The sequence below is a fragment of the Labrys sp. WJW genome (assembly GCF_001676615.1).
Classification (GTDB): Bacteria; Pseudomonadota; Alphaproteobacteria; order Rhizobiales; family Labraceae; genus Labrys; species Labrys sedimenti.
Genome location: NZ_LYXZ01000013.1, coordinates 208,710 through 232,034 on the forward strand (window position 1 = coordinate 208,710; position 23,325 = coordinate 232,034).

The window sequence follows — 23,325 nt, forward strand, 5'->3', positions numbered from 1 at the left end:
CTGCACCCTGGAGGGCCGCGGCGACATTGTCGGGGCTGGCCAGCGGCCATCCCCTTGACCCGCTCCGGAATGCCTGTCCGTTACCGGCAGGCACGGGAACGGCTCAATTCACGCCTCGACCTCGAGGGCCGTCAGTGGCTTGGAGCAGCAGGCGAGGATGAAACCGTCGGCGATCTCGTCGTCGAGGATGCCGCCATTGTGGTTCATCGTCACTTCGCCCGAAACCTTCCGGATCTTGCAGGTGCCGCAGAGGCCGAATTCACAAGCCGCCGGGATGCGCACGCCGCAAGCGCGTGCCGTTTGCAGGACGGTTTGTTCAGGCAGGCATTGCCCATCCGTTTCGGAGAGTGCAAAGCGCACCAGCTGGGCCTTTTCCTGGGCCTCCTCTAAGGCTTCCGAGGCCACTTCGGCGAGAGCTTCCTCCCTGACCGGTGCAGCAAAGCTCTCTTGATGGTAGTGGCCGAGGTCGAAGCCGGCCGAGGCGAGCAGTTCCCTCACGGCACGCATGAAAGGCTCGGGACCGCAGCAGAAGACCTCTCGCTCCCGGAAGTCGGGAGCCAGCAGGGGCATGCGAACGGCATCGATACGCCCGATATGCCCGAACCAGTTCTCGCGGCTCGAGCGTTCCTCGATCATGAAGCCGAGCTTGAGGCCGGGCATATGGCGGCCGAGCAATCCCAGTTCTTCGCGAAAGATGATCTCCTCGGGGCGCCGCGCGCAATTGACGAACGACACGTCTGTCCATGGCGCGCAGTCGCTCAGCCAACGCAGCATCGACATCATCGGAGTGACGCCCGACCCGGCGGAGATGAAAAGATATCTCGCAGCCGGATGATCGTGATGGGAGAAGTCGCCGGCCGGTCCATAGGCCTTGATGCGGTCCCCCACCTTGAGATGGTCGAACATCCATCGCGTGCCGACGCTGCTCGCCTGGGCTTTCACCGTGATCGAGATCGCGAAGGGGCGTGACGGCGAAGAGGAAAGCGTATAGGTGCGCAGGAGCGGCCCGTCCGTGACCGGAAGCTCCAGCGTGATGAACTGGCCGGGCTTGTAGCGGAACCAGGTCTGAGCGTCGGAACGGAAGATGAAGGTCTTCACGTCCGGTGCCTCGTCGGTGATGCCGACGATCTCCAGCACCTGCAATCGATCGTTCCAGGGCGCCATTTCATCGAGATGGCGGTAAAGGTGGGGACCTGCAGTCGCAATCATGGCCGCTGCGCCCCTCAAGCGACGGTGCGGAGCAGAGGACTTCCACCTTCAGTCAGCCGCGGCTGAATGAAACGGTCGTACCAGTCACAGAACTGGATCACGCCGCTCTCATGCAACTGCGAATAGGGGCCAGGACGGTAAGCGGGCGACTTGATACCGAAGGCGTTCTCCTCGACGATGCGGCGGTCCTCGTCATTGGTTTCGGTCCAGACGTGGGTCAATTCGTCGAGCTTGTAGTCGACACCTTCGACGGCATCCTTGTGCACCAGCCATTTTGTCGTGACGGCTGTCTCCGTTGCGCTCAGAGGCAGGACGCGGAATGTGACGGCGTGGTCGGCGAGAACATGGTTCCACGTCGTCGGATAGTGATAGAGCAGGAGGGTGCCGAAACGGTCGACCGGCACCTGGTCCGACAATCCCCTGCGGACGGCTGGCCGGCCCGTCATCGTATAGCTGATGGCGTCCCGCAGAAGAGGCGCGCGCGTGGTGCGGTACTGGCCTTCATCATCGATGACGAAACGCGACCGGAGTCCGGCCGCTTCGCATTTTTGCCAATGCGCAAGCATGTCCGGGTCATTTTCGGCCCCCTGGACGCCGGTGACGGTGGGCGCCTCCGGGAATGTCTTGCACAGCGCGGGGTGATTGGCGGAGCAGTGATAGCACTCGCGGTTGTTTTCCCAGACGAGCTTCCAATTGCCCTTTTCGATGATCGTCGACTCGAAGGCGATCTTGGCGTCCCGGAGGTTGTGCGGGGCCAGATAGGGCTCCACCATGGCACGGAAGGGAGCGAAGTCGGCCGGTCGTTCCGCCAGGCAGATGAAGATATAGCCGGCGACACTCTCGCAGGCGACAGGGCTCAGGCCGAAATCTTCCTTCTTGAAACCCGGGTCCATGTCGCGGGCGAAGACGAGACTGCCGTCGAGATCGTAGGTCCATTGATGGTAGGGGCAGACGAGGCGGGCCGAGGTGCCGCGATGGGCCGAGCAGACACGGCTTCCACGATGCCGGCAGGAATTGTGGAGGGCGCGGATCACACCATCGCGGCCCCGCACGACGATCACCGGATAGTCGCCGATATGGACGGTAAAGAAGCTGCCGGGCTTGGCGATCTCGCAGTCATGGCCGACAAAGAGCCAGTCCCGATACCAGATCAGCTCAAGATCGACCTGATAGAAGTCGGGGTCGATATAAAAGGGCCGATCCAGGCTGAAGCCTTCCCGCCGGTTGCGAAGAAGCCTCAACATCTCATTGCGCGCATCCATGTTCCGTCCCTCTCGCGAGGACTGAACTGGTGGTGATGGAGGTAAGACGACGGCGGGACGACACCTCGCACGCCGATCTGCCTCTTGACCGCCCACCGCGATCAGTCAGGTTCCCATTCGAGGCTGGTTTCCGGGCTCCGGAGCTGTCCGAGGGGACTGTCTCGACACCTTCCCAGATCATTTCGGATCCAGTGGCATTCGTCGAAACGATGGCTTCGTTACCGTTGCGGGGGCAGCGCCGGTCTTGAACCGGCTTCCCAATTATCCCCTCGAAAAGATCGAAGGGCACCTTGAACAGGTTCAAGCATGCACCGTTGCAGCAATTGCAGAAGGCCCAAAAGCGACATCGCGTAGGCGCAATGGCGACAGTCCAAGCCGGAGGTCAGGCAAAGGTAGCTTGCTCCGCCGATGCCAGGCCTGCGATCGCGTGGGCCCGCAAAGAACCGAGAGCCTCCGCTTTGCCAGGGGACATGGGACCCGCCCTGCTTGACAGCCGCAACGGGCAGGCCCTAGCGTCACCTGGACGGTTCCCCTCGGGGAATAATAGGGAACGCGGAGAAATGAGCGATCGTTTCGAACCGCGGCTGCCCCCGCAACTGTAGGCGGTGAGTCCTTCGTTACATGCCACTGGGGTCAAGCCTGGGAAGGCAACGAAGAGCACGACGACCCGTGAGCCAGGAGACCTGCCGTCGCAATGGTCACGCGCGATAACATTGGGCGGGGGTCCCCGATGGTGGTCGATCCAGATGTCCTGTTGGGGCAGAGGGAGGGGCTTCAATCGCAGTGACGGCCATTGGCTATCCTGCTCGAGGTCCTCATGGACAAGACTGCCTGCCATCTGCAACACGCTATTTTGTCGGCCGCCCTTGTCGGGGTGTCCTGCGTTCTCACAACGCATGCCCTGGCGCAAAGCGCCGGGACGCAGCCCACCCCGGTCGAGCTGGATCCGGTCATCGTGACCTCCGCCACGTTGCAGCCGACCTCGATCAACAAGGTCGGCAGTTCGGTCACCGTGATCACGGCCGACGACATGGCCAGGCAGCAACGGCGCACCGTCAACGACGTGCTGAGAACAGTGCCGGGCCTCAATCTCGTCCAGTCGGGCGGTCCGGGTACCCAGACCTCCATCTTCATGCGCGGCACCAATTCCAACCATGTCAAGGTGCTGATCGACGGTATCGACGTCTCCAATCCCTCCGCTCCCAACGCGGCCGCCGATCTCGGCCAGTTGCTGACCAGCGATGTCGAGCGCATCGAGGTGCTGCGCGGGCCGCAGGGCGGGCTCTACGGTGCCGATGCCATCGGCGGCGTCATCTCGATCACCACCAGGAAGGGCTCGGGGCTGCCCAGACTGACGGCCACCGTCGAAGGCGGATCGCACGGCACCTTCAACCAGCGGCTGGGCCTGAGCGGCTCGACGTCAATCTTCAACTACGCCTTCGGCATCGACCATTTCCGCTCGACGGACACGCCGGTGACGCCGTGGGAGCTTCTCGTGCTCGGCACCGTCGCGCGTCCCAACTATTATGACAACTACACCTATTCCGGCCGGGTGGGCGCCGACCTGACCGACAATTTCTCCGTCAATGTCATCGCGCGCTATACCGACTCGAAGCTCGGCTTTACCAGCGACGGCTATGGCCCCTGTTTTTGCGCGCCCAATCCCTCGCGTACCTGGCTGACGAACCATCAATTGTTCACGCGGGCCGAAGGCATCTGGCATTCGCTCGACGATCGCTATCGCACCATATTCGGCGTCTCCTACAGCAATCTGTGGAGCAGGAACGTCTATCCGCCGGTGGCCTTCACGGCGCCGAGCGCGTCGACGGGCGAAAAGCTGAAATTCGACCTCAGGCAGGAGATCGCCCTCGGCGACGATTACAAATTGCTGTTCGGGATGGAGCACGAGCGCTACAGCCTGGACCTGGCGAACCTCAAGGCGTCCGACACCAACAATGCGGCTTACGCGCAGCTCGAGGCAAATCTGTTCAAGGGCTTCACCGTGGCCTCGAACATTCGCTACGACCATTATGACAGCTTCGGCGGCCACTTCACCTACCGCCTTGCCCCGACCTACACTGTCGAACAGACGGGAACGCAGCTCAAGGCCAGCGTCGGCACGGGTTTCAAGGCCCCGACCTTGAGCCAGCTCTACCAGGATTTTCCTGCCTTCGGCTTTTATGCCAATCCCAATCTGAAGCCGGAGGAAAGCACGGGCTATGACGTCGGCTTCGAGCAGCCCCTGTTCGACGGCAGAGTGCGGGTCGGCTCGACCTATTTCTACAACAAGATCAAGAATCTCATCGCCGCCAACGCCGACTTCACCACCAATATCAACATCGGCCGGGCCGAGACGCACGGCAATGAATCCTTCATGACTTGGAAGGTGAACGACCAGCTCGATTTCAGGGCCGACTATACCTTCACCATCGCCAAGAACGAGGACAAGAACCAGGAACTGATCCGGCGTCCGCGACACAAGGCGAGCCTGCAGGCGAACTGGTCGCCGGTCGATGCACTCCATCTCTCCGCCACGCTGCTCTTCGTCGGCTCCTGGATCGATGGCAACCGCGATTTCTCGATCCAGCGCATGCGTGCGCCCAGCTATACCACGGTCAATCTCGCGGCCGACTACGACGTGAACGAGAAGACCAATGTCTTCATGCGCGTCGACAATCTGTTCGACCGTCGCTACCAGCAGCCCATCGGCTTTCTCCAGCCCGGCCTCGGGGTCTATGGCGGCATTCGGGTCCGGGCGTTTTGAAACGCTCGCGCCGCCATCTTCGCCTCCTGACGATCGGCGTGGCACTGGTGCTGTCCGGCCTCGGGCAGGATTGTGCCTGGGCTTCGGCATCGACGGCTCCCAGGCGTATCGTCTCGATCAACATGTGCACGGACGAGCTTTTGCTGCGGCTGGCGGATCGCGACAGGATCGCCTCGGTCACCTGGCTTTCGCAGGATCCGCGCAATGCCAACATGGCCAGGGAGGCTCAGACGATTCCCGCCAATCACGGTTTGGCGGAGGAAGTCATCGCCCTCAAGCCGGACCTCGTCCTGGCCGGTGCCTATACCAGCCGGACCACCGTCGGGCTGCTGCACCGCGTCGGCATGAATGTCGTCGAACTCGATGTCCCCCGGGACCTCGATGGCGTGCGCGCGCAGATCAGCAAGGTTGCCGGCCTCGTCGGGGAGCCGGGGCGGGGAGAAGCCGTCATCCGCGACATGGACGAGCGCCTGGCGGTCTTGTCGCGTCGCGCCCATCGGCCAGCATTGGATGCCTTCGTGCTCCAGCCCAATGGCTACACCGTCGGTCGAGGCAGCCTGGTCGACGACCTGATGGCCCATGCCGGTCTTGCCAATCTGGCGAGCCGGGACGGAGTGTCGAGCTATGCGCAGATTCCCCTCGAAAGAGTTGCGCTCGAAAAGGCTGACGTGCTCATCCTGAACGGCGATGGCGGCAACAGCCCGTCCCTTGCCGAGCAAACGCTGCATCATCCCATCATCGGCCGGCTCAGCCGCAGTCTTCGCCTCGTCTCCATTTCCTCCCGCCTGTGGACATGTGCGGGACCCGCCAATGTCGATGCCGTGGAAACGCTGATCGACAAGACGGCCATGCCATGACGGGTGCCAGCTCCCACAGGCTGCTGATCGCGGGGCTGGTCGCCGCCAGCTTGATGATGGCGATGGTGTCTCTCGTCGTCGGCTATGCCCCCCTCGATTTTTCCCAGGCTCTGGGCGGGATCCTGCGCGGCTCGCGCGATTTGCCGGCGCTGGTTCTCGTCGAGCTGCGCCTGCCGCGGGCCTTGATGGGATTGCTTGTCGGATTCAGCCTCGGCATCACCGGAGCAGCGATGCAGGGGCTGTTGCGCAATCCCTTGGCGGAGCCCGGCGTGATCGGCATCTCCGGGGCGGCGGCACTGGGGGCGGTGATCACCTTCTATTCGGGCCTTGCGGGGGCTTTCGCCCTGGCCCTGCCGCTTGGCGGCATTGCCGGCGCCGTGCTGGCAACCCTCCTGCTCTACGGCCTGGTGGGCCGCGGCGCCGGAACCATGACGCTGATCCTGGCGGGCGTCGCGATCAACAGCTTCGCCGGCGCCCTGACCAGCCTGGCGCTCAATTTGTCGCCCAATCCCTATGCCGCGATGGAGATCGTCTTCTGGCTGATGGGATCGCTGGTCGACCGCAGCCTGCCGCAGGTCTGGCTGGTTCTGCCCCTCATGATCATCGGCTGGGGCCTCATACTGGCCTGCGCGCCTGCGCTCGACAGCCTGACGCTCGGGGAGGATACTACCCTAAGCCTCGGCTTCAGCCTGACCCGGCTTCGCCTGCAGCTGATCGCCGGCGCGGCGCTCGCCGTGGGCAGCGCCGTGGCGGTCACCGGTGCGATCGGGTTCGTGGGGCTGGTGGTGCCACATTTGGTGCGGCCCCTTGTCGGCCATCGCCCGGGACGCCTGCTGCTGGTCAGCGGCTTTGGCGGTGCCATTCTTCTTCTGGCCGCCGATGTCGCCGCCCGCCTACTCCCCATTCACCCCGAACTGAAGCTGGGTGTCATCACCGCTATCATCGGTTCGCCCTTCCTTTTCAGCCTGATCTATCGGCTGAGGGAGGAAGCCTGATGCAGGTCGAGGCTGAAGGCGTCACGCTGGGCTACGGCACGAACACGATTCTGGACCAGGTCGGCATGACGTTGCGACCTGGCGAAATCGTCGGTCTCCTCGGTCCCAATGGCGCCGGCAAGACGACATTGCTGCGAGCACTGGCGGGCCTCGTTCCGGTCCAGGCCGGAGCGATACGCTATGACGGCTTGCCGAAGGGCCATTACCGACCTGCCGAATTCGCCCGGCGCCTTGCATTCCTCGCCCAGGCCAATCAGGTGCATTGGTCGATGCGCGTCCACCAACTGGTCGCGCTGGGCCGCCTGCCATATCGGCGTCCCTTTGCCGGGCCCAGCGCGGATGACCAGGCCGCCGTCGAGCGTGCGATGGCGGCAACCGATGTCGAGGCCGTCGCCTTGCGCCGTACGGGAGACCTATCGGGTGGCGAGCGCATGCGAGTGTTGATCGCCCGGGCCTTGGCGGTGGAGGCCGACTTGCTGCTCGCCGACGAACCGGTGGCGAGCCTCGATCCGCTGCACCAGCTTACGATCATGGAAATCCTGCGCCAGACTGCGCATCGCGGTTCGGGCGTTGCGGTGGTGCTGCACGATCTCAGCCTGGCAAGCCGCTTCTGCGACCGCCTGATCATGCTGGCGCGGGGAAGGATCGTATTCGACGGGCCGGCCTCCTTGCTCGGCGAGGAGCAGATCCGGGACGTTTACGGGGTTGCCTCCCTATCCGGGGAGCATCAAGGGCAGCGTTACTTCCTGCCATGGACACCGATCGACGGAGATGAGGCATGACACAATCATCGCGGAGCGAGCCTTCAAGCATCGGCGACTGGATCGCTGTCGAGATCGCGGATCCCCGGACACAATGGAGCATGGGAACGTTCGGGGCCATCGCCGAATTCATGCGCGATCCCGACGAGGATGCCCGTTTCGAAACCGCCCCCACATATTGCTCGATCACCACGGCACGCGGGGGCATCCGCCTCGAGATCTCCGAACCCTTCCAGCCGGTCGCCTATGAGACGGTCAGCCAGAAAGCAGGGCAGTGGCGTCACGGCATTGCCCTCTGCCTGCCGGAGGCGCAGTGCGCGATGCGGCGACGAAGCGTGCTGACCGATCTCGGCCCCGATGTCGAGGCGCTGCGCGAACAGGATCGCGACGGCATCCTGTTCGATCTGGGTCTCGATCTCCTCCAGGTGGACATGGCCGTCCGGACCGCCGATCCCGATCTCATCGCGGTGCTGCGCGCCTGCGACGGCACGTCGCTGTTCGCGCCCGGCAATCCCGCAATGGCGGCGATCCTGCGCACCAGTCCGCATCGGGTCTTCCTTACCCGGCTGGGGCGCGCCGAGGTCTATCAGCCCATTCCATCCGAGGGCCAGGTCAGTCCCGACGGGCCGCACACGCATCTCCTGGCGCGCCTGCTGCGGAGCGGGCGCACACATGCGGCGACCCAGCCGATCCCCGATGGACTCGTTCCATGCGCGCATTTGTTTCCGGCATCTCCTCTCGTGGATGGGCTCGGCCGGGACAAGCCCTTCGATGCCGTCGAACATGCGCGCTTTCAGAATCTGCTCGAGCGGTTCGGTGTTCCTGAGCTGCTCGAGCTGAAGCAGTCCGTCACCAGCAGTATCGAAGCAGGCTTGTCCCCAGAGGTTCTGGTGGCGCCGCAGGGGCGCTTTGCCCGGCCGACGATACGCATTGCCCTGCGCCAACTCCTGGCACTTTCTGGACCGAGCACAGCCCTGGAGCACTGGAATGCCCTTTTCGAAAACAATGCGCAGGACTCTGAGGAAGACACCGAAGACGAACAAAAGCAGCATGGTCGCTAGCTTAATTCAGTGGCGTCTCTCACCGTCCATCAGTGATTTTTTAGGTTGGCCGGCCCGTTTCGTATCTCCAGAATCCCTAGTGTGCGAGATGATGATTTGGGGGTCCCGCCTGCTCGGTGCTGTCTTCGACTGCATCAGCGACAGGATGCGTATCGGATTTAGCCGCGGTTTCGTAGGAGATCAATGACGGGGCCCTCCCAAGTATGGCCGATCGTCGAAACCGTCGGCGTCTTCTCATTCGTCGTCCTGTTTTGAGCAGGCGACATTGAGACGTCTGCCTCACGGAAGTATTGTCTGAGCAGACTAGATTTGTTCTAAATCATTGTAGTTGTAGGATATTTTTCTAGTCGATAGATTGACGGCACTGGCTGGCGATACATAGCCACGGAGCATTTCACCAAATGCAGAATCCTGACGACCGGCTGACGCACAAGCGGCGAGGCCTGAGGGCGAAGCCAGTTGATGCATACGTGATTTCTCCTTCAATGGTTGAGGGATCGTATGTCGGCCTGATCCGTCTTCAGGAAGGCGGGCTATGGCGGCGAGCCTGACGAGTGCCTTCCTGCTTCATCGCAGGTCGTTGATGTGGAGCTTGATGCGGATCGTTCGTGATCCGCAAATTGCGGAGGATCTGACCCAGGAGACCTATGTGCGGGCGCGTCAGGCCATCGAGGCCGGCCCGATTGACCATATCGAGGCCTTCCTGCACCAGACAGCACGCAATCTGGCACTCGACCATGCGCGACGCAATAAGATGCGCGCGAAGTTCGAACGCCACGACGCCTCTGAAACTGAGATCGCCAATGTGGCGGCCGAGGCGCCGTCGGCTGAAGCAGTCGTGATCCAGAGGGAGCGACTGAAATTACTCGAGGAAACGCTCGCTAGGCTGCCCCACAGGGCCCAGCAGGTTTGGCGGCTGAGTCGCGTCGAGAAGTGGCCCTATCCAAAGATAGCCGAGCATCTTGGAGTTTCGGCGAACACCGTCTTCAACGACCTGAAACTGGCCATGGCGCATTGCCACGATGCGCTCAAACGTCTCGACCGTCACTGAAAGCCTCGGCGGAAGGTCGTGTCGGGACGATTGCCCCTCGCGCGATAGGCTTGTCGCACGTAAGACGAAGGACACGGGGAAATTTCTTGTGAGATTCTAGTTCTTGGATCGTCGTGGCTATATGAGCGTCCGATCCAGCAACCGGCGGATGGCCTGAGTGGCACGAGACAGAATTGAGGGTTCCGGACCAGACGATGCCTGCAATCATCCCGATCCAGTCACGGATGCGGCACTCGACTGGTTTGTGCGCCTGCAGCAAGCCCCAGATGATGAGTCGCTGAAATCGGAGTTTCGAGCCTGGTGCGAGCAGGATGGGCGGCATGCCGAAGCCTTCGCCAGGTTGGAGTCGCTTTGGGAGCTTCCGGAATTGGATGTCGCCTCTAGAACGCTGGCGGCCAGGCTCGACCGTCAGGAAGGTAGGCTACCCTTCCAGCCTCGCCAAGCGCGCCGGCCCAACGGATGGACCATGCCGCTGGCCGTGGCGGCTGCCGGCATCCTGGTCGCCATCGGCATCCACCAATACCCCGCCCTCATGCTGCAGTGGCGGGCAGATTATCGCACGGCCACCGGTGGGCGCAGTGATGTAACGCTGCCCGACGGTTCGCGCATGACACTCAACACGGCCTCGGCCGTCGCGATTGATTTTCACAAGGAGCGCAGGTCGGTCACGCTATTGGAAGGCGAGGCGTTCTTCGATGTCGTGCATGACACCCAGCACCCTTTCCGGGTCTCGGGAAGCTTCGGAGAGGTCGAGGTCAAGGGCACGGCATTCTCCGTGCGTACCGACGGTGCCGAAGATACTGTCGTACTCGAGCGGGGCCGGATCGATGTCAGCCGCCTTTCCGATCTTGAGGATCATGCACAGCTCGACCCAGGAGAGATGGTGTCGGTTTCCTCGAACTCGGTATCGCCTGTCGAAAAGACCGATACGGCCAATGCCCTTGCCTGGCTGGACGGTCGGATCGTCTTTCATGAAAAACCCCTTGCCAAAGTCCTCGACGACCTGCGCCGCTACTATGGCGGCCCGATCGTCACCATCGACGGGCGGATCGGTCGCTCCATCGTCAGCGGCAACTATCGCCTCGCCGATCCGGAGAGCGTCATCCGCTCCCTGGCCGAGGTCGCCGGTGCATCCGTGACCCGCCTTCCGGGGGGCGTTCTCATTCTTCGATAATCGCTGAAGTTTTTTTGTGAGCTTCCATCGGCTCGTTCGTCAGGTGTGGATGACCCTGCCGCGGAGCGCGGCACGGGTCCTCGAGCGTGACGGGGGATGTCCGGGATGGAGCGGATCATGAGGGGCAGTCGAGGCGGGCACGGCGACAGGAATGCGTTCCCGTCGGTGAAACGAACACTGCATGCAGTGATGTTGTGCAGCCCTCTATGCGCCGTGCTTGCGGCCATCCCCGATCTGGCGTTCGCCCAATCAAACGCGCCGTCTTCCGAGCGCGTGGTCAATGTCTCGATCCGGGCTCAGCCGCTTGCCTCTGCCCTCGACGCTTTCAGCCGGGCGACAGGCTGGGAGGTCGGATACTCGTCCTCGATCGTCCGCGGCAAGACCTCCCGGCCGGTTTCGGGCAGCATGGCGCCGATGCAGGCCCTCCAGGGCATTGTGGCCGGAAACGGCATCACCATAAGACTGACGGGGCCGACGACCGCCGTCCTGGCAAGGCCCGAGGCTGCCGCAAGCGATGCCGTCGGTTCGATCGACGGCAACACGATCGAACTCGATCCTGTCGTCGTGCAGGCGCGGGCGGAAACGGCGTGGGGCCCGGTCCCGGGATATGTGGCGCGCCAGAGCGCCAGCGCAACCAAGACCGACACACCGTTGATCAAGACGCCTCAGTCCGTCACCGTCGTCGGCCGCAAGGAGATCGAGACCAGGCAGGCTCAGAGCGTATCCGACGTGCTGCGCTATACCCCGGGAATCGACGAGCCGATCGGCACGGCAAGCCAGCGCGACAATCTCTATTCGCGCGGTTTCCAGGCAACCCAATTCCTGGATGGCCTGCGCCTTACCGACGGTTCCTGGGGCATCAACCAGATCGACCCTTACATGCTGGAGCGCGTCGAACGTATTGGAGGCCCGGCCTCCGTCCTTTACGGACAGGCATCCCCCGGCGGGGTGATCGAGCTTGTGAGCAAGCGTCCCACGGAAGAGCCTTACCATGAGATCGCCGTGCAGACAGGCAGCTATAGGCGGCTGCAGGGCATGTTCGATTTCAGTGGCCCGCTCAACGACGACAAGACGCTGCTCTACCGTCTGACCGGCATCGCACGCACCACCGAGACGCAAATCGATTTCACCCGCGACCGCCGTCTTGCGGTGGCGCCGAGCATTACCTGGAAACCCGACGCCGACACCGATCTGACGATTTTCTCGACATACCAGAACGACCCGGACCTTGGCGAATATTATACGTTGCCGGCGGTGGGGACGGTGCTGCCCAATCCAAACGGCAAGATTCCATCCAGCCGCTATGTCGGCGAGCCCAGCTACGACATCTACTCCCGGCAAAGCGCGAGCATCGGCTATTCGTTCGAACACCGTTTCAACGACACATGGACTCTTCGGCAGAACCTTCGCTACAGCTATATGGATGCGGAGTTCGGCGGTGTCCTGCCCTTTGGGCTGCAGGACGATAATCGTACGCTCGATCGTTATGCCATGTATGATCGGGACAAGCTGGGCCAATTCACCGTCGACACCAACGCACAGGCGAAATTCGACACCGGGCCTCTCCAGCACACGGCTCTTTTCGGCATCGACTACCAGCGCACCACGCTTGAACAGATCTACGGCTTCAACTGGTCGGTCACGCCCCTTGACATCTTCAATCCGGTTTATCAGGGGGGGATCGGCAGACCTGAGCTGATGGGCGATGATCGACAGGTCGCCAATCAACTTGGCCTGTATGGCCAGGACCAGATCGATATCGGCAATCTCTCCGTCGTGGGAGGCCTTCGATATGACTGGTCGAGCGTCGACACCACCGATTGGGCGGACCACAGCACGAAAGTGAACGACCACGCCTTGACGGGGCGCATCGGTGCGGTCTATCGCTTCGACAATGGACTTGCGCCCTATGCCAGCTATTCGACCTCCTTCCAGCCCGAGCTCGGCACCAATCTTGGCAGCACGACCTTCAAGCCGACTGAGGGCAAACAGATCGAAGCAGGCATCAAGTACCAGCCGGTCGGCTATAACGGCTTCATCACGGCCTCCTACTTCGATCTGAAGAAAACCAACGTCAAGACATCGACCGGGATCCCAGGCCTCTACCGGCAGACCGGAGAGGTCCATGCCAGGGGCGTCGAGCTTTCCGCCGTAGCCACGCTCTTCGACAGCTTCAACATTCGCGCCAGCTATGCGCATCTGCTGGCCACAAATTCTCGAACGAATGAACCAACGCTCCTGGGCAAGGATGTCGTCGGCACCCCGCGCGACAGCGCTTCGATATGGGGGGATTACACTTTTGCTTCGGGGCGCCTCGCCGGCCTGACCTTGGGCTTGGGCGTGCGCTACCAAGGCTCCCGCTATGGCGATGACGAAAACACCTTCAAGGTGCCGTCCTTTACCGTCGTCGACGCGGCGATCAGCTACGACCTTGCAGCCGCGAATGCACGATTTGCGGGCTGGAAGGCTTCGCTGAACGCGACCAATCTCTTTGACAAGGAATATGTATCCTCCTGCTGGAGCCGGAATCTGTGCGGTTTCGGGAAACGGCGGACGGTCATTGGTACGCTGGCCTATCGATGGTAGCGCTGGTTCGGACCGCCAGCCGACCGGGTTCAGGGCTGACACGGCGTGACTTCATCCTCGCAAGCGGCGCAACGGTCGGGATGCTTTCCTTCTCATCAAGTGCCGTTACAGCGACGCCAGGCCCCCGTGTCGCGGTGCTGGACTGGACGCTCGCTGAAATGGCGCTGCAGCTGGGAATGAACGTCGTGGCCTTGACAGAGATCGCCGGCTACCGGGATTGGGTGGGAACACCGGCGCTTTCCAGTGCCACCATCGAGCTCGGGCTGCGCACGACCCCGAACCTGGAGATGCTGGCGCAGGTGGTGCCGGACGTCGTGTTCGTCAACGAAACCCAAAAGGCCTCCGCCACGGCCATCGAGTCCATCGCGCCTTGTGTCTCCGCCAGCATTTTCAGTGCCGATGGGCATCCCTACCTTCACGCGCAAAGGGAACTGTCTCGGCTGGCTGCGCAATTCGGGCGGGGTGCGGAGGCGTGCTTCGCTATCGAGGCGGCCAATCGCGCCATCATCGAGGCAAAAGCTGCGATCGGCGGTTTTGACCGGCCGCTCTATCTCGCCCGTTTTGTTGATCCTCGTCATCTCATGGTCTTCGGCGCGGGGAGTCTGTTCCAGGACGTGCTTGATGGCATCGACCTCCGCAATGCCTGGCGGGGCCAGACCAGTGCATGGGGCTTCACCATAACCGGCGTGGATGCCCTGGCCGCAGATCGCGACGCCCATCTGATCTATCTCGGGCTCGGCGAGAAAGAGCTGCAACGCGCCGAGGCCGAGAGCGCAATCTGGAGGAACCTGCCCTTCATCCGTCAACGGCGCGTCAGCGTGTTGCCTGGTCTTTGGTTCTTTGGAGCGGTGGCGAGCGCCGAGCGCTTCGCCCGCGCCATCGGCCAAGCCCTCGGGTGAGCGGACGAGTATGTTTTGCTCCTCAAGCAGCGAGACCACAGGCAGGGGCCGGATCGCATCGGCGATTGGGGCACTCGTTGTGCTTTTCCTCCTCGGCCTCTGCCTCCACAATATTGCCGCCATCCTGCCGGCTAGCCGATGGGGGGAAGTCTTTCGCGGTCCCCCCGTCGATGACATACCCCTCATCCTGTTGAGGGAAAGCCTTTTGCCCAGGCTGATCGTGGCGGTCCTGTGCGGCTGGGCCCTCGGCCTGGCCGGGGCGCTCTTCCAGGTGATCCTGCGCAACAAGCTGGCCGAACCCACGACGCTCGGCGTATCGGCAGGTGCGCAGCTTGCCCTCGTCGCAAGCACGTTCTGGCTGCCCGAACTCTGGGGCATTGGCAGGCTTGCCGTTGCGTTCGCTGGGGCGGCAGGAGCGACAGGGACTGTCTTTCTGCTGGCCTGGGATCGGATTCTTTCTCCCGGCAGACTGATTTCTGCCGGCCTTTTCGTTTGCCTCTATTGTGGTGCGCTTGCCACGGTTCCGGTTCTGCTTCACGGCGAGGCCTTGCGAGGATTGTTCGTTTGGAGCAGCGGTTCCCTGTTGCAGGACGGCTGGTCGGCGGCGTGGCAACTCGCTGCGCTCATAGGGCCGATCTCAATCATCGTCTTTCCCCTCACTCGGTCCATGTCCCTCCTGGCTCTGGAAGACGCCCATGCCAGTGCCCTGGGTCTGTCCGTGAAGCTTTGGAGGATGACGGGAATCCTGCTTGCGATGCTGCTTTCCGCGACCGTGGTCAGCGCCGTCGGCGTCATAGGTTTTATCGGCCTGGCGGCGCCCGCATTGACGCGACTGGCAGGGGCAAGGAGCCCTGCCAGCCTCATCGCCTGGTCCCCGGCAGCCGGGAGCCTGCTGCTGGTCGCTGCGGACCAAGGCGTTCAGGCCCTCTTCCCCGCAAGCGCCGAACTGCCGACCGGTATCGCCACCGCGATCATCGGCTCCTCGCTGGTCCTGTGGCTATCGCGCCGGGCAGCGCCTGAACCGCCGGCCGGCAACGATGGCTCTGATCCTCTGGCGCGGCGTCTCTCGAAACCGGCACTATGGCTGTCGCTACTGGCGTTCGCCCTAGGTGCACTCGCATGGATGTCAGTCCATCTCGGTCAGGGACCCACAGGCTGGCATTTCGGTTCGGGCGATGCGTGGGAGAGAGTCCTTTCTCTCAGACTTCCCCGCGTCGCAGTCGCATTGGCGGCAGGTGCCGCGCTCGGGGGCGCGGGCATGCTGATACAGCGTCTCACGGGCAATCCCATGGCGTCGCCGGAACTGCTCGGCATTTCTTCGGGCGCCGCACTCGCCATTGTGGCGGCAGTGCTCTGGTTGCCCATCGATAATGCTGTCTATCAAACAGCGGCAGCTTCAGCCGGCGGGGCGGCAGCTCTCCTTGCCCTGCTCGTGCAGACCCGGCGGGGCCCTTTCGCTTCCGGGCGGCTGGTGCTGGTCGGTGTGATGCTCGGCACATTCATGAGTGCCGTCGTCAGTCTGCTGCTGGTCAGCGGCGATCCCAGGATGGCTGGCTTGTTGCCGTGGATGGCCGGCACGACCTATCAAGCGACGTTCTGGAGTGCCGGAATCGTCACGCTGATGACGGGTGTCGGTCTGGCGAGTGCTGCCGCCACAGCACGCTGGCTCACGATACTGCCTCTCGGGCAGGTCATCTCCCGCGGTGTCGGCGTCCCGATCAGGGCGAGCCATATCGTGCTGATTTCCATCACCGCGCTGCTCACGGGGACTGCCGTGGTGTCGGTCGGGCCCCTTAGCTTCGTGGGGCTGCTCGCGCCCCACATGGTTACGATGTCGGGGCTGCAACGCCCGTTGCACCAGCTTTTCGGCTCGGCCATGCTGGGCGCGTGCTTGATGGTTCTCGCCGACTGGCTTGGCAGAAACCTGTTGTTTCCCTTTGAAATACCAGCCGGCCTTTTCGCCGCAATAGTCAGCGGGCCCTATTTCTTCTTCCTGATGTGGAGCAGCGCCAAGGCTAGACTACCGTATGGGTTTGGTGTCTCACGATCGAACGGATAAGCCGTTCCGCCATCGCATCGCGGCTTGGCATGACCGTTGTGAAGCCTGGTCTCGCGACAATCGACCAAGCGGGCATTCGACGTTGGCTTGCCAAGACGAGGGCTCGCCTTGCCTCCCGGAACGACCCATCGGTCTCACTACCTTCTGAACATATAGATAGGGCGATATCGGATCACTGGCGAGCCATAGAAGAACGGATCATCGTAGAACCAGCTTTGCTCAATCGCGGCTCGATTGGCCTTGCGGCCGAGATCGAGCCGTAGCAGACAATTGGCGAAGCCGTCAGTTCCTTTCTTGAAACCATAGCCTCTGCAGCTTTGTTCATCTGCCGCACGCCTTTCGGCGGGCGTTATGGTTGCACAGCTGGCGAGCGTCGCTGCCAGGCTTATCGCAAGCACCATCTTATGCATCATCATCGGCGTCCATTGCTCGGCGCGATGCATCAGCTTCGCGCGCGTCTGGTCCTCGAATGCTGACATCAGCAATGCTGATGCAGCGGTCCGTGTCAATCAGAACCAAGGGGTGTGAGCCGCTCCGGCTTCTGCGGCGGGATGATGTCGCACCGTCAGGATCGCCTTGTACCTCGGACGGCGTGGCCTGGTTCTCCAATGCATAGGGACACTCGCCCTCCCAATTTATCGCTCGCTCGAAGGTTTGCCCCACCTCTGCGACATATGGGATATTCTCGCTGCCAGGGAAGGTCTTTTCATTAGACCGCCAGCACAGCCTTTTCGCCGGGTGCCCACCCGGCCGACTGATGGCCGATCAACGAAGCATAGAAACCGCCCAGCTTCATCAGATCACGGTGTATGCCTCGCTCCACGATCCGCCCACCCCGCATGACCAGGATTTCATCAGCCCCGAGGATCGTCGAAAGGCGATGGGCGATGATGATGGTGGTGCGATCGACCATGAGTTCATCGAGAGCGGTTCGGACATGCGCCTCGCTCGCCGCATCGAGATGCGAGGTTGCTTCATCCAGGATCAGGACCGGTGCGTTCTTGAGGAAGGCGCGAGCGATGGATATTCGCTGCCGTTGGCCTCCGGAGAGCTGGACGCCGCGTTCGCCGACATTGGTATCGAGACCGGCAGGCAGCGACGCGACAAAACCCGCCAGGGCGGCCCGCTGAATGGCCCGGTTCAGGTCGACCTCGCTTGCGCCTGGACGCGCGAGCCGAATGTTTTCGGCCAGGGTAGCATTGAAAAGATAGGTGTCCTGCGCGACGAGCGCGATATGCTCGCGCAGACTGTCCTGCGCGATATCGCGCAGGTCGCAGCCATTGATCGTGATGCGCCCCTGCTGCGGATCCCAAAATCGGAGCATCAAATTGGCGATGGTGGTCTTGCCGGCTCCCGACGAGCCGACAAGGGCAATCCTTGCTCCGGCCGGTACCTTGAAGTCGATATTCTCGAGAACGCCCCTTTCCGTGTTGTCGTAGGAGAAGGTTACGCCTTCGAATGCCAAGGTGGATCCACCCGCTGAACGGGGCAAGATCTTCGGGCCGTCGACGACGGGGACAGGCTCCACATGGACGGCATGGACGCGCCGCGTGGAGGCGATGGAATCGGCGAGTTGCCGTGCCGCCTGGGCGAGTTCCGATATGGGCGCAAAGGCTGCGGAAGCAAGCAGCGTGACGAGTGGCAGGAATGTCGGCTCGAACGCATGCGTGTGGATCAGCAGGGCGGCGATCATCAACACGGATGCGGAGCCGAGAGCCGAAATCATTTCCTGCTCGGCGGTCTGGAAGGAAAGGTCCGCATTGAGAGCCACTCTTGTGCGCTGATACCCGGCGATCTGGCTTGCGAAGAGCTTTCTGCGTATGCCGATCGCGCGAAAGGCAATGAGTTCAGCCATGCCCTGCACGGTGTCGACAACGAAGGCATTGAGCCCGCCCAGTTCGGCGCGGGCCCGGCCGCCGAGGGTATCGACCTTGCGGCGTGCGAACACCGGTGCGAGGCCGGCATAGGTCAGGAAGGGCAGGAGCACGAGAGCGGTCGGCCAGGCGATGATCGTCAGGGCGGTCAAGACCGACAGCGGCACCAGTAGCGCCACCATTGCAGGTGCCACAACATGGGCGAAGAAATACTCGACCGTCTCGACATCCTGGGTGCCGAGCGAGATGAGGTCACCGGAGCGGCGCTTGAGCAGGTAGGCCGGTGCGCGCTTTTCCAACGCCAGATAGAGATCGACCCTCATCCGGGCAAGCAGCCTGTAAGCCATGTCATGCGATCGCCAGGATTCGTTCCATTGCAGGAAGGCCGCGAATGGCACCAGTGCCGCCATCCACAGAAGGTATGGGCCGAACGATGAGCCCGTCTTGATTGCCGCGACCGTCAGGGCACTGAGTGCGCTGACGCCGACCAGGGCGTAGACACGCCCCACGCCCGAGGTGACGGTCAGGATCAACTGCCGGCGCCAGGGCCCGATCAGGCTGAAAAGCGTTGCAAGGGTCTGGAACGGCGTGAGACCCGAGGCAATCCTCTCGCCCTCGGTCAGCTGAGGTTTTGGGGAAGGAGCCTGGAGGATATCCGCTGCGTTCGCCTCCGGCGTTCGCCGGCCCGTATCAAAGTCGAGCACCGTATCGTGCGCGCTGAACGCGGCCTGCTCGGCCATCAGTTTGCGGTATGGACCGTCGCGACCGATGAGCTCGGCATGCGTGCCGCTATCGGCAATACCACCGTCGGCGACCACGATGATGCGATCGGCGTTGATCACGCTCGACAGCCGATGAGCGAGAACAATCGTCGTTCGCTGCCTGGCAAGGTCATCGAGGGCGGTCTGGATAAGGCTTTCGTTTTCGGCATCGACCGACGACAAGGCTTCGTCGAGAACGAGGATGGGGGCGTCGCGCAAAATGGCGCGCGCAATTGCAATGCGCTGCCGCTGGCCGCCGGAAAGGCGCAGGCCGCGTTCCCCGATGATGGTCCCATAGCCACGCGGCAGCGCGGTGATGAACCCGTGAGCATTGGCGGCGCGCGCCGCCGCCTTCACCTGTTCGGTCGTCGCATCGGGTCGCGCAATAAGGATGTTGTCCTCGACCGTTCCATAGAAGAGGTAGGTATCCTGCTGCACGACGGCGATCTGTTCGCGGATATGATCGGCGGCAAGCGTCGTGGCGTCCCGCCCGCCAAGGCGGATCATGCCGGCATCGGGATCGTAGAACCGCAGCAGAAGCTTGACGATTGTCGATTTACCCGAGCCGCTGTGGCCGACGATCCCCAGGCGTTCGCCGGCCTTGACCTCGAACGAGATACCCTTCAGGGCGACGCCCCTCTCGTCGGAATAGCTGAACCGCACATCGTCAAAGCCGATCGAAGGCTCCAGTTTTGGACAAGCGGACGTCTCACGCGGTTGCCGCGGCGGCTTTGCCTGCAGCAATGCCTTGATTCCCGCGGCCGCCGCATTGGCCACCATTCCGCGATGGAGCAGGGTACGCAGATCCCGCTGGGGGCGGAACACTTCGGTCCCCGTCATCAGAACGATCAGCAGCGCTTCGATGCTCATTTCGCCATGACTGACGCGCCAGGCCCCGAGTGCGACGGCGGCGGACGCACCGCCGGCAATGGCGAGGTCCGTCAGCGCCCGGCTCATCAGGCTGGCCTGTAAGACGAACAGCGTGCTTTCCGCCAATTGGTTCGCTTTCAGCCTAAGCCGCTCGCCGAATGCCGCGCTCTGCCCGAAGGCCTTGAGTGTCGGCAAGCCCTGGACCGCATCCAGGAAATCGGCGCCGAACGCTTTGAAGGAGCGCACGCGTCGCATCGTCGACTCCTCGCCAATGCGCTTGAGAACCACCGGGAAAACCAAGGCGAGGATGGCTGCGCCCGAGATTACCGCCGCTACCGGGACATCCCAGAACGACAGAACGGCAAACAGCAAAACCGGTGCGAGCAGAGCGATAGCCAGTTGCGGGAGAAACTGGCCGAAAAAGGTCTGCAATTGTTCGACGCCATCGATTGTCGAGAGGGCTATGCTGCCCGTCCGCCGTTCGGCGAGCCAGGCAGGCCCGAGCTCAACGATATGGTCGTAGAGGTTAAGCCTCATCCGGTCCTGAACCTGCGCCGCCGTGCCGTGCGCCACCATCGCGCGCCAATATTCCAGGCCCATGCGCGATAGGATGACCGCCACGAGCAGACCGATCGCGATCATCAGATCGGGCAGTGGGGTACCTTCGAATAGGCGCGCGATCAGCCAGCCTAGGATGGCGAACCTTGCGATTCCGAGTGCAAGAGAGAGAAATCCAAGCGCCACGGCCATGGCGATGCGAACCCGAAATCCCCTTGTCGCCGTCCAGAGTTGCGCGTCAAAATGCATGTCGAGGCCCATGAGAAGCGGTAACCTGCTTGTAGCTATCACTACGAACTCATTGCGTATAGGCCAAATTGTAGTATCAATTACGTTTTGGGATGAGGTGACGTGCCGACCGTCGACCGCGTGACGTCAAGCAAGGTCGCCGGGGAATTCTCATCCGCCACCATGAGCATCAGCCGGTCGGCCATCGCCCTGGCCAGGTCTCGATCATGGGTGATGAGCAGGATGGCGAGTTCATCCTCGTCGGCGACCTTTCGCAGATACCGGATGACCTGCTCTTGCACCGGCGGATCGAGACGCGAGGTTGGCTCGTCGGCGATCAGCATCTTCGGCCTCATCGCCAGTATGCGGACAAGCGCCAGGCGTTGCGCTTCACCGCCGCTGACCTGATGCGGTCGGCGGTGGAGCAGGTCTTGACGCAAGCCGAAGCGTTGCATCAATCCAGGTACTTCGCGAAAGCTGCGATCGCCGCCCGGCAGGCGACACAGGTCCTCGAGACTGCGCCCCAGGGACTGCCAGGGTGCGAATACCCGGGTCGGATCCTGGTGAAGCTTCTGAACGAGCCGGCCGCCTTCGGCAATCGGCCGCCGCACGCTGCCGCCGAGGGGCGAGATCAAGCCGAGCAGCGTTCGGCCCAGCGTCGTCTTGCCGATGCCGCTCTTTCCCAGGAGTGCCGAAATATGTCCCGCGTGGCAGTGAAAATTCAGGTCGTCGGCAAGGATCCTGCCGCCAACGCCGATGCGCAGGCGATTGGCCTCGATCACTTTCGGTGTGTGGGATCGCTGGTAGGGTCTGCGCTCCCAGGTCGAGGGGTCACTAGCCATGTATCGACGTGCATAATCCGTCCGTGGTTCATGCAAGACGGCATCGGCCGGTCCGGATTCGACGATCGTGTTTTCGTCGACAAAGGCGGCATGATCGGCCAGCGATCGCACCAGGGCGATATCATGGGTGATCAGGAGGATCGCGCGGCCGCTCTGGCGCAGGGTCCTGAACACCTGGGCCACGATGTCCCGCCGGTCGGCATCGAGGCCTTTCGTCGGTTCGTCCGCAAGGACGATCCCGGCCCGCGTCACCGAGGCAATCGACGCCATCACGCGCTGGGCCATGCCACCGGATAATTCGAAGGGGCGTTTACGATGATGCTCGGTGTCGAGTTGCATCGCCGACAGCGCGGCGGCGGCTTCGTCCGATCGTCGGGGCGAAGCAATCTGCTCGGCGACCTGAGCCTTCGCACTCAACAAGGGCGCGAGCGCGTCGAGCGGTTCCTGAGGCAGCAGGAAGAGATCTTTCGCCCAGAGTGACCGAAGCGCGTCGCGGTCGGCTGCGCTGTAGGTACGGCCGTTGACGACGATGCGGCCGGTGACGGCGACCCCGCTTGGGGCGAGCCCCATGATCGCGCTGCCGATAAGGCTTTTGCCGCTGCCGGTTTCACCCAGGATGGCCAGGATTTCCCCGGCGGCGAGACCCAGGGAGACATTCTCGACGATGACGCGGTCAGACGTTGCGATGGTGAGTTGTTCGACGACAAGGCTGTTCACTCAAGCGGCCTCCTCTATCCCCTGGCGTCTTGCGCTGTAATACTCGCCGATCAGCGTTGCCGAGAGCGTGCAAGCCAGAATGGCTGTGGCCGGTGCCAGCACCATATGCGGAGAGGTGCGGAAGAAGGTCATGGTTCCGGCGATCATCGCGCCCCATTCGGCATCCGGCGGTCGAAGGCCGAGACCCAGGAAGCCGACGGACGAGATGGTAAGAACGTTGGCGCCGACGGCAAGCGCCCCCAGGGATGCCAGATAGGGGACGATCGCCGGCAGAACATGCGTGCGGAATATGTAGGCGGAGCCGAAACCGAGCAGCCGGGATGCCTCGACGTGGTCGGTCGCCAGCTCGCGTGCCGTGATGGCCGTGGTGAGACGAGCGAAGCCCGGCCATTGCGACATCCACAGGCCGAAGACGATCGGGCCGATACCGCCGCCCAGCAGGCCCGAGACGAGGATGACGAACAACAGGCTGGGGCAGGCTATGATCACGTCGGATAGCCGCATCACCACCTGCCGGATCCAGCCGGTGTGAAAGGCGGCGACGAATCCGAGCGCGAGACCGGTGGCGAGCGAGGCGAGGACACCGGCAGCCGCAATTCCCAGCGAGATGCGGGTTCCCGAGATTATCCGGGCCGCGATGCTTCGCCCGAGATTATCGGCGCCGAGGCGATATTCGGCCGATGGCGGTGCATAGGCGGCGGCCAGGACCTGGCGGTTTGGGTCGACTGTCAGCATCGACGGCCCGAACAAGGCAATGAGCAGCATCGCGCCCAAGGGCAGGAAACCGAAAAGCAGGA

16 protein-coding genes, 1 pseudogene and 2 riboswitches are annotated in these 23,325 nt (G+C 62.7%); of the genes and pseudogenes, 11 read left to right on the forward strand and 6 right to left on the reverse strand.

The genetic code is table 11. The features are described 5' to 3' along the window. Window positions 1–108 precede the first annotated feature (108 nt). Both BA190_RS08705 and BA190_RS08710 read right to left on the reverse strand, forming a co-directional pair. On the reverse strand, window positions 109–1,209 hold the full coding sequence (locus BA190_RS08705) for a hybrid-cluster NAD(P)-dependent oxidoreductase (RefSeq protein WP_068285213.1): 1,101 nt from the start codon (window positions 1,207–1,209) through the stop codon (window positions 109–111). Window positions 1,210–1,223: 14 nt separating this feature from the next. After that, window positions 1,224–2,471, reverse strand: coding sequence for an aromatic ring-hydroxylating dioxygenase subunit alpha (locus tag BA190_RS08710; RefSeq protein WP_068285216.1), 1,248 nt, complete (start codon window positions 2,469–2,471; stop codon window positions 1,224–1,226). A 103-nt stretch (window positions 2,472–2,574) separates the two neighbouring features. Further along, window positions 2,575–2,779: riboswitch (cobalamin riboswitch) on the reverse strand. Between the two features lie 199 nt (window positions 2,780–2,978). After that, window positions 2,979–3,177, forward strand: a riboswitch (cobalamin riboswitch). 111 nt (window positions 3,178–3,288) lie between these two features. Here BA190_RS08710 and BA190_RS08715 point away from each other — a divergent pair. From BA190_RS08715 to fhuB, 11 genes and pseudogenes are all read left to right on the forward strand, one after another. Further along, window positions 3,289–5,235, forward strand: a complete 1,947-nt coding sequence (locus BA190_RS08715; RefSeq protein ID WP_068285343.1) for a TonB-dependent siderophore receptor — start codon at window positions 3,289–3,291, stop codon at window positions 5,233–5,235. Beyond that, complete coding sequence (locus BA190_RS08720; protein WP_156771418.1) at window positions 5,232–6,092, forward strand: ABC transporter substrate-binding protein; 861 nt, start codon at window positions 5,232–5,234, stop codon at window positions 6,090–6,092. Before BA190_RS08715 ends, BA190_RS08720 begins: the two co-directional genes overlap by 4 nt. Continuing rightward, on the forward strand, window positions 6,089–7,087 hold the full coding sequence (locus BA190_RS08725; RefSeq protein ID WP_068285218.1) for an iron ABC transporter permease: 999 nt from the start codon (window positions 6,089–6,091) through the stop codon (window positions 7,085–7,087). Before BA190_RS08720 ends, BA190_RS08725 begins: the two co-directional genes overlap by 4 nt. Further along, window positions 7,087–7,869, forward strand: coding sequence for an ABC transporter ATP-binding protein (locus BA190_RS08730; protein WP_068285220.1), 783 nt, complete (start codon window positions 7,087–7,089; stop codon window positions 7,867–7,869). The genes BA190_RS08725 and BA190_RS08730 overlap by 1 nt, the downstream gene beginning before the upstream one ends. Continuing rightward, window positions 7,866–8,909: a hypothetical protein gene (locus BA190_RS08735; RefSeq protein ID WP_068285221.1), complete on the forward strand. Its 1,044-nt coding sequence runs from the start codon at window positions 7,866–7,868 to the stop codon at window positions 8,907–8,909. The genes BA190_RS08730 and BA190_RS08735 overlap by 4 nt, the downstream gene beginning before the upstream one ends. A gap of 535 nt (window positions 8,910–9,444) precedes the next feature. After that, window positions 9,445–9,960 carry an RNA polymerase sigma factor gene (locus BA190_RS08740; protein ID WP_068285223.1) on the forward strand — a complete coding sequence of 172 codons (516 nt, stop codon included), beginning with the start codon at window positions 9,445–9,447 and terminating at the stop codon, window positions 9,958–9,960. Between the two features lie 157 nt (window positions 9,961–10,117). Then, window positions 10,118–10,300 (forward strand): annotated as a pseudogene (locus BA190_RS37190) (FecR/PupR family sigma factor regulator); the annotation flags it as partial. A 126-nt stretch (window positions 10,301–10,426) separates the two neighbouring features. After that, complete coding sequence (locus BA190_RS08745) at window positions 10,427–11,134, forward strand: FecR family protein (RefSeq protein ID WP_371260306.1); 708 nt, start codon at window positions 10,427–10,429, stop codon at window positions 11,132–11,134. Between the two features lie 189 nt (window positions 11,135–11,323). Then, window positions 11,324–13,720 carry a TonB-dependent siderophore receptor gene (locus BA190_RS08750; protein ID WP_162275070.1) on the forward strand — a complete coding sequence of 799 codons (2,397 nt, stop codon included), beginning with the start codon at window positions 11,324–11,326 and terminating at the stop codon, window positions 13,718–13,720. An 80-nt stretch (window positions 13,721–13,800) separates the two neighbouring features. After that, on the forward strand, window positions 13,801–14,619 hold the full coding sequence (locus BA190_RS08755) for an ABC transporter substrate-binding protein (RefSeq protein ID WP_256390521.1): 819 nt from the start codon (window positions 13,801–13,803) through the stop codon (window positions 14,617–14,619). Between the two features lie 10 nt (window positions 14,620–14,629). Then, window positions 14,630–16,678, forward strand: a complete 2,049-nt coding sequence (fhuB, locus tag BA190_RS08760; protein WP_068285229.1) for a Fe(3+)-hydroxamate ABC transporter permease FhuB — start codon at window positions 14,630–14,632, stop codon at window positions 16,676–16,678. A gap of 137 nt (window positions 16,679–16,815) precedes the next feature. Here fhuB and BA190_RS08765 read toward each other — a convergent pair whose 3' ends face one another. The 4 genes from BA190_RS08765 to BA190_RS08780 form a co-directional block, all read right to left on the reverse strand. After that, window positions 16,816–17,091: a hypothetical protein gene (locus BA190_RS08765; protein ID WP_068285348.1), complete on the reverse strand. Its 276-nt coding sequence runs from the start codon at window positions 17,089–17,091 to the stop codon at window positions 16,816–16,818. Between the two features lie 296 nt (window positions 17,092–17,387). Then, window positions 17,388–20,990 carry an ABC transporter ATP-binding protein gene (locus BA190_RS08770; protein WP_068285349.1) on the reverse strand — a complete coding sequence of 1,201 codons (3,603 nt, stop codon included), beginning with the start codon at window positions 20,988–20,990 and terminating at the stop codon, window positions 17,388–17,390. 80 nt (window positions 20,991–21,070) lie between these two features. After that, complete coding sequence (locus BA190_RS08775; RefSeq protein ID WP_068285231.1) at window positions 21,071–22,528, reverse strand: ABC transporter ATP-binding protein; 1,458 nt, start codon at window positions 22,526–22,528, stop codon at window positions 21,071–21,073. Continuing rightward, the gene (locus tag BA190_RS08780; RefSeq protein ID WP_162275073.1) at window positions 22,529–23,263 is read right to left on the reverse strand and encodes an ABC transporter permease; all 735 of its coding nucleotides are present in this window, start codon (window positions 23,261–23,263) and stop codon (window positions 22,529–22,531) included. Window positions 23,264–23,325: the final 62 nt, after the last annotated feature.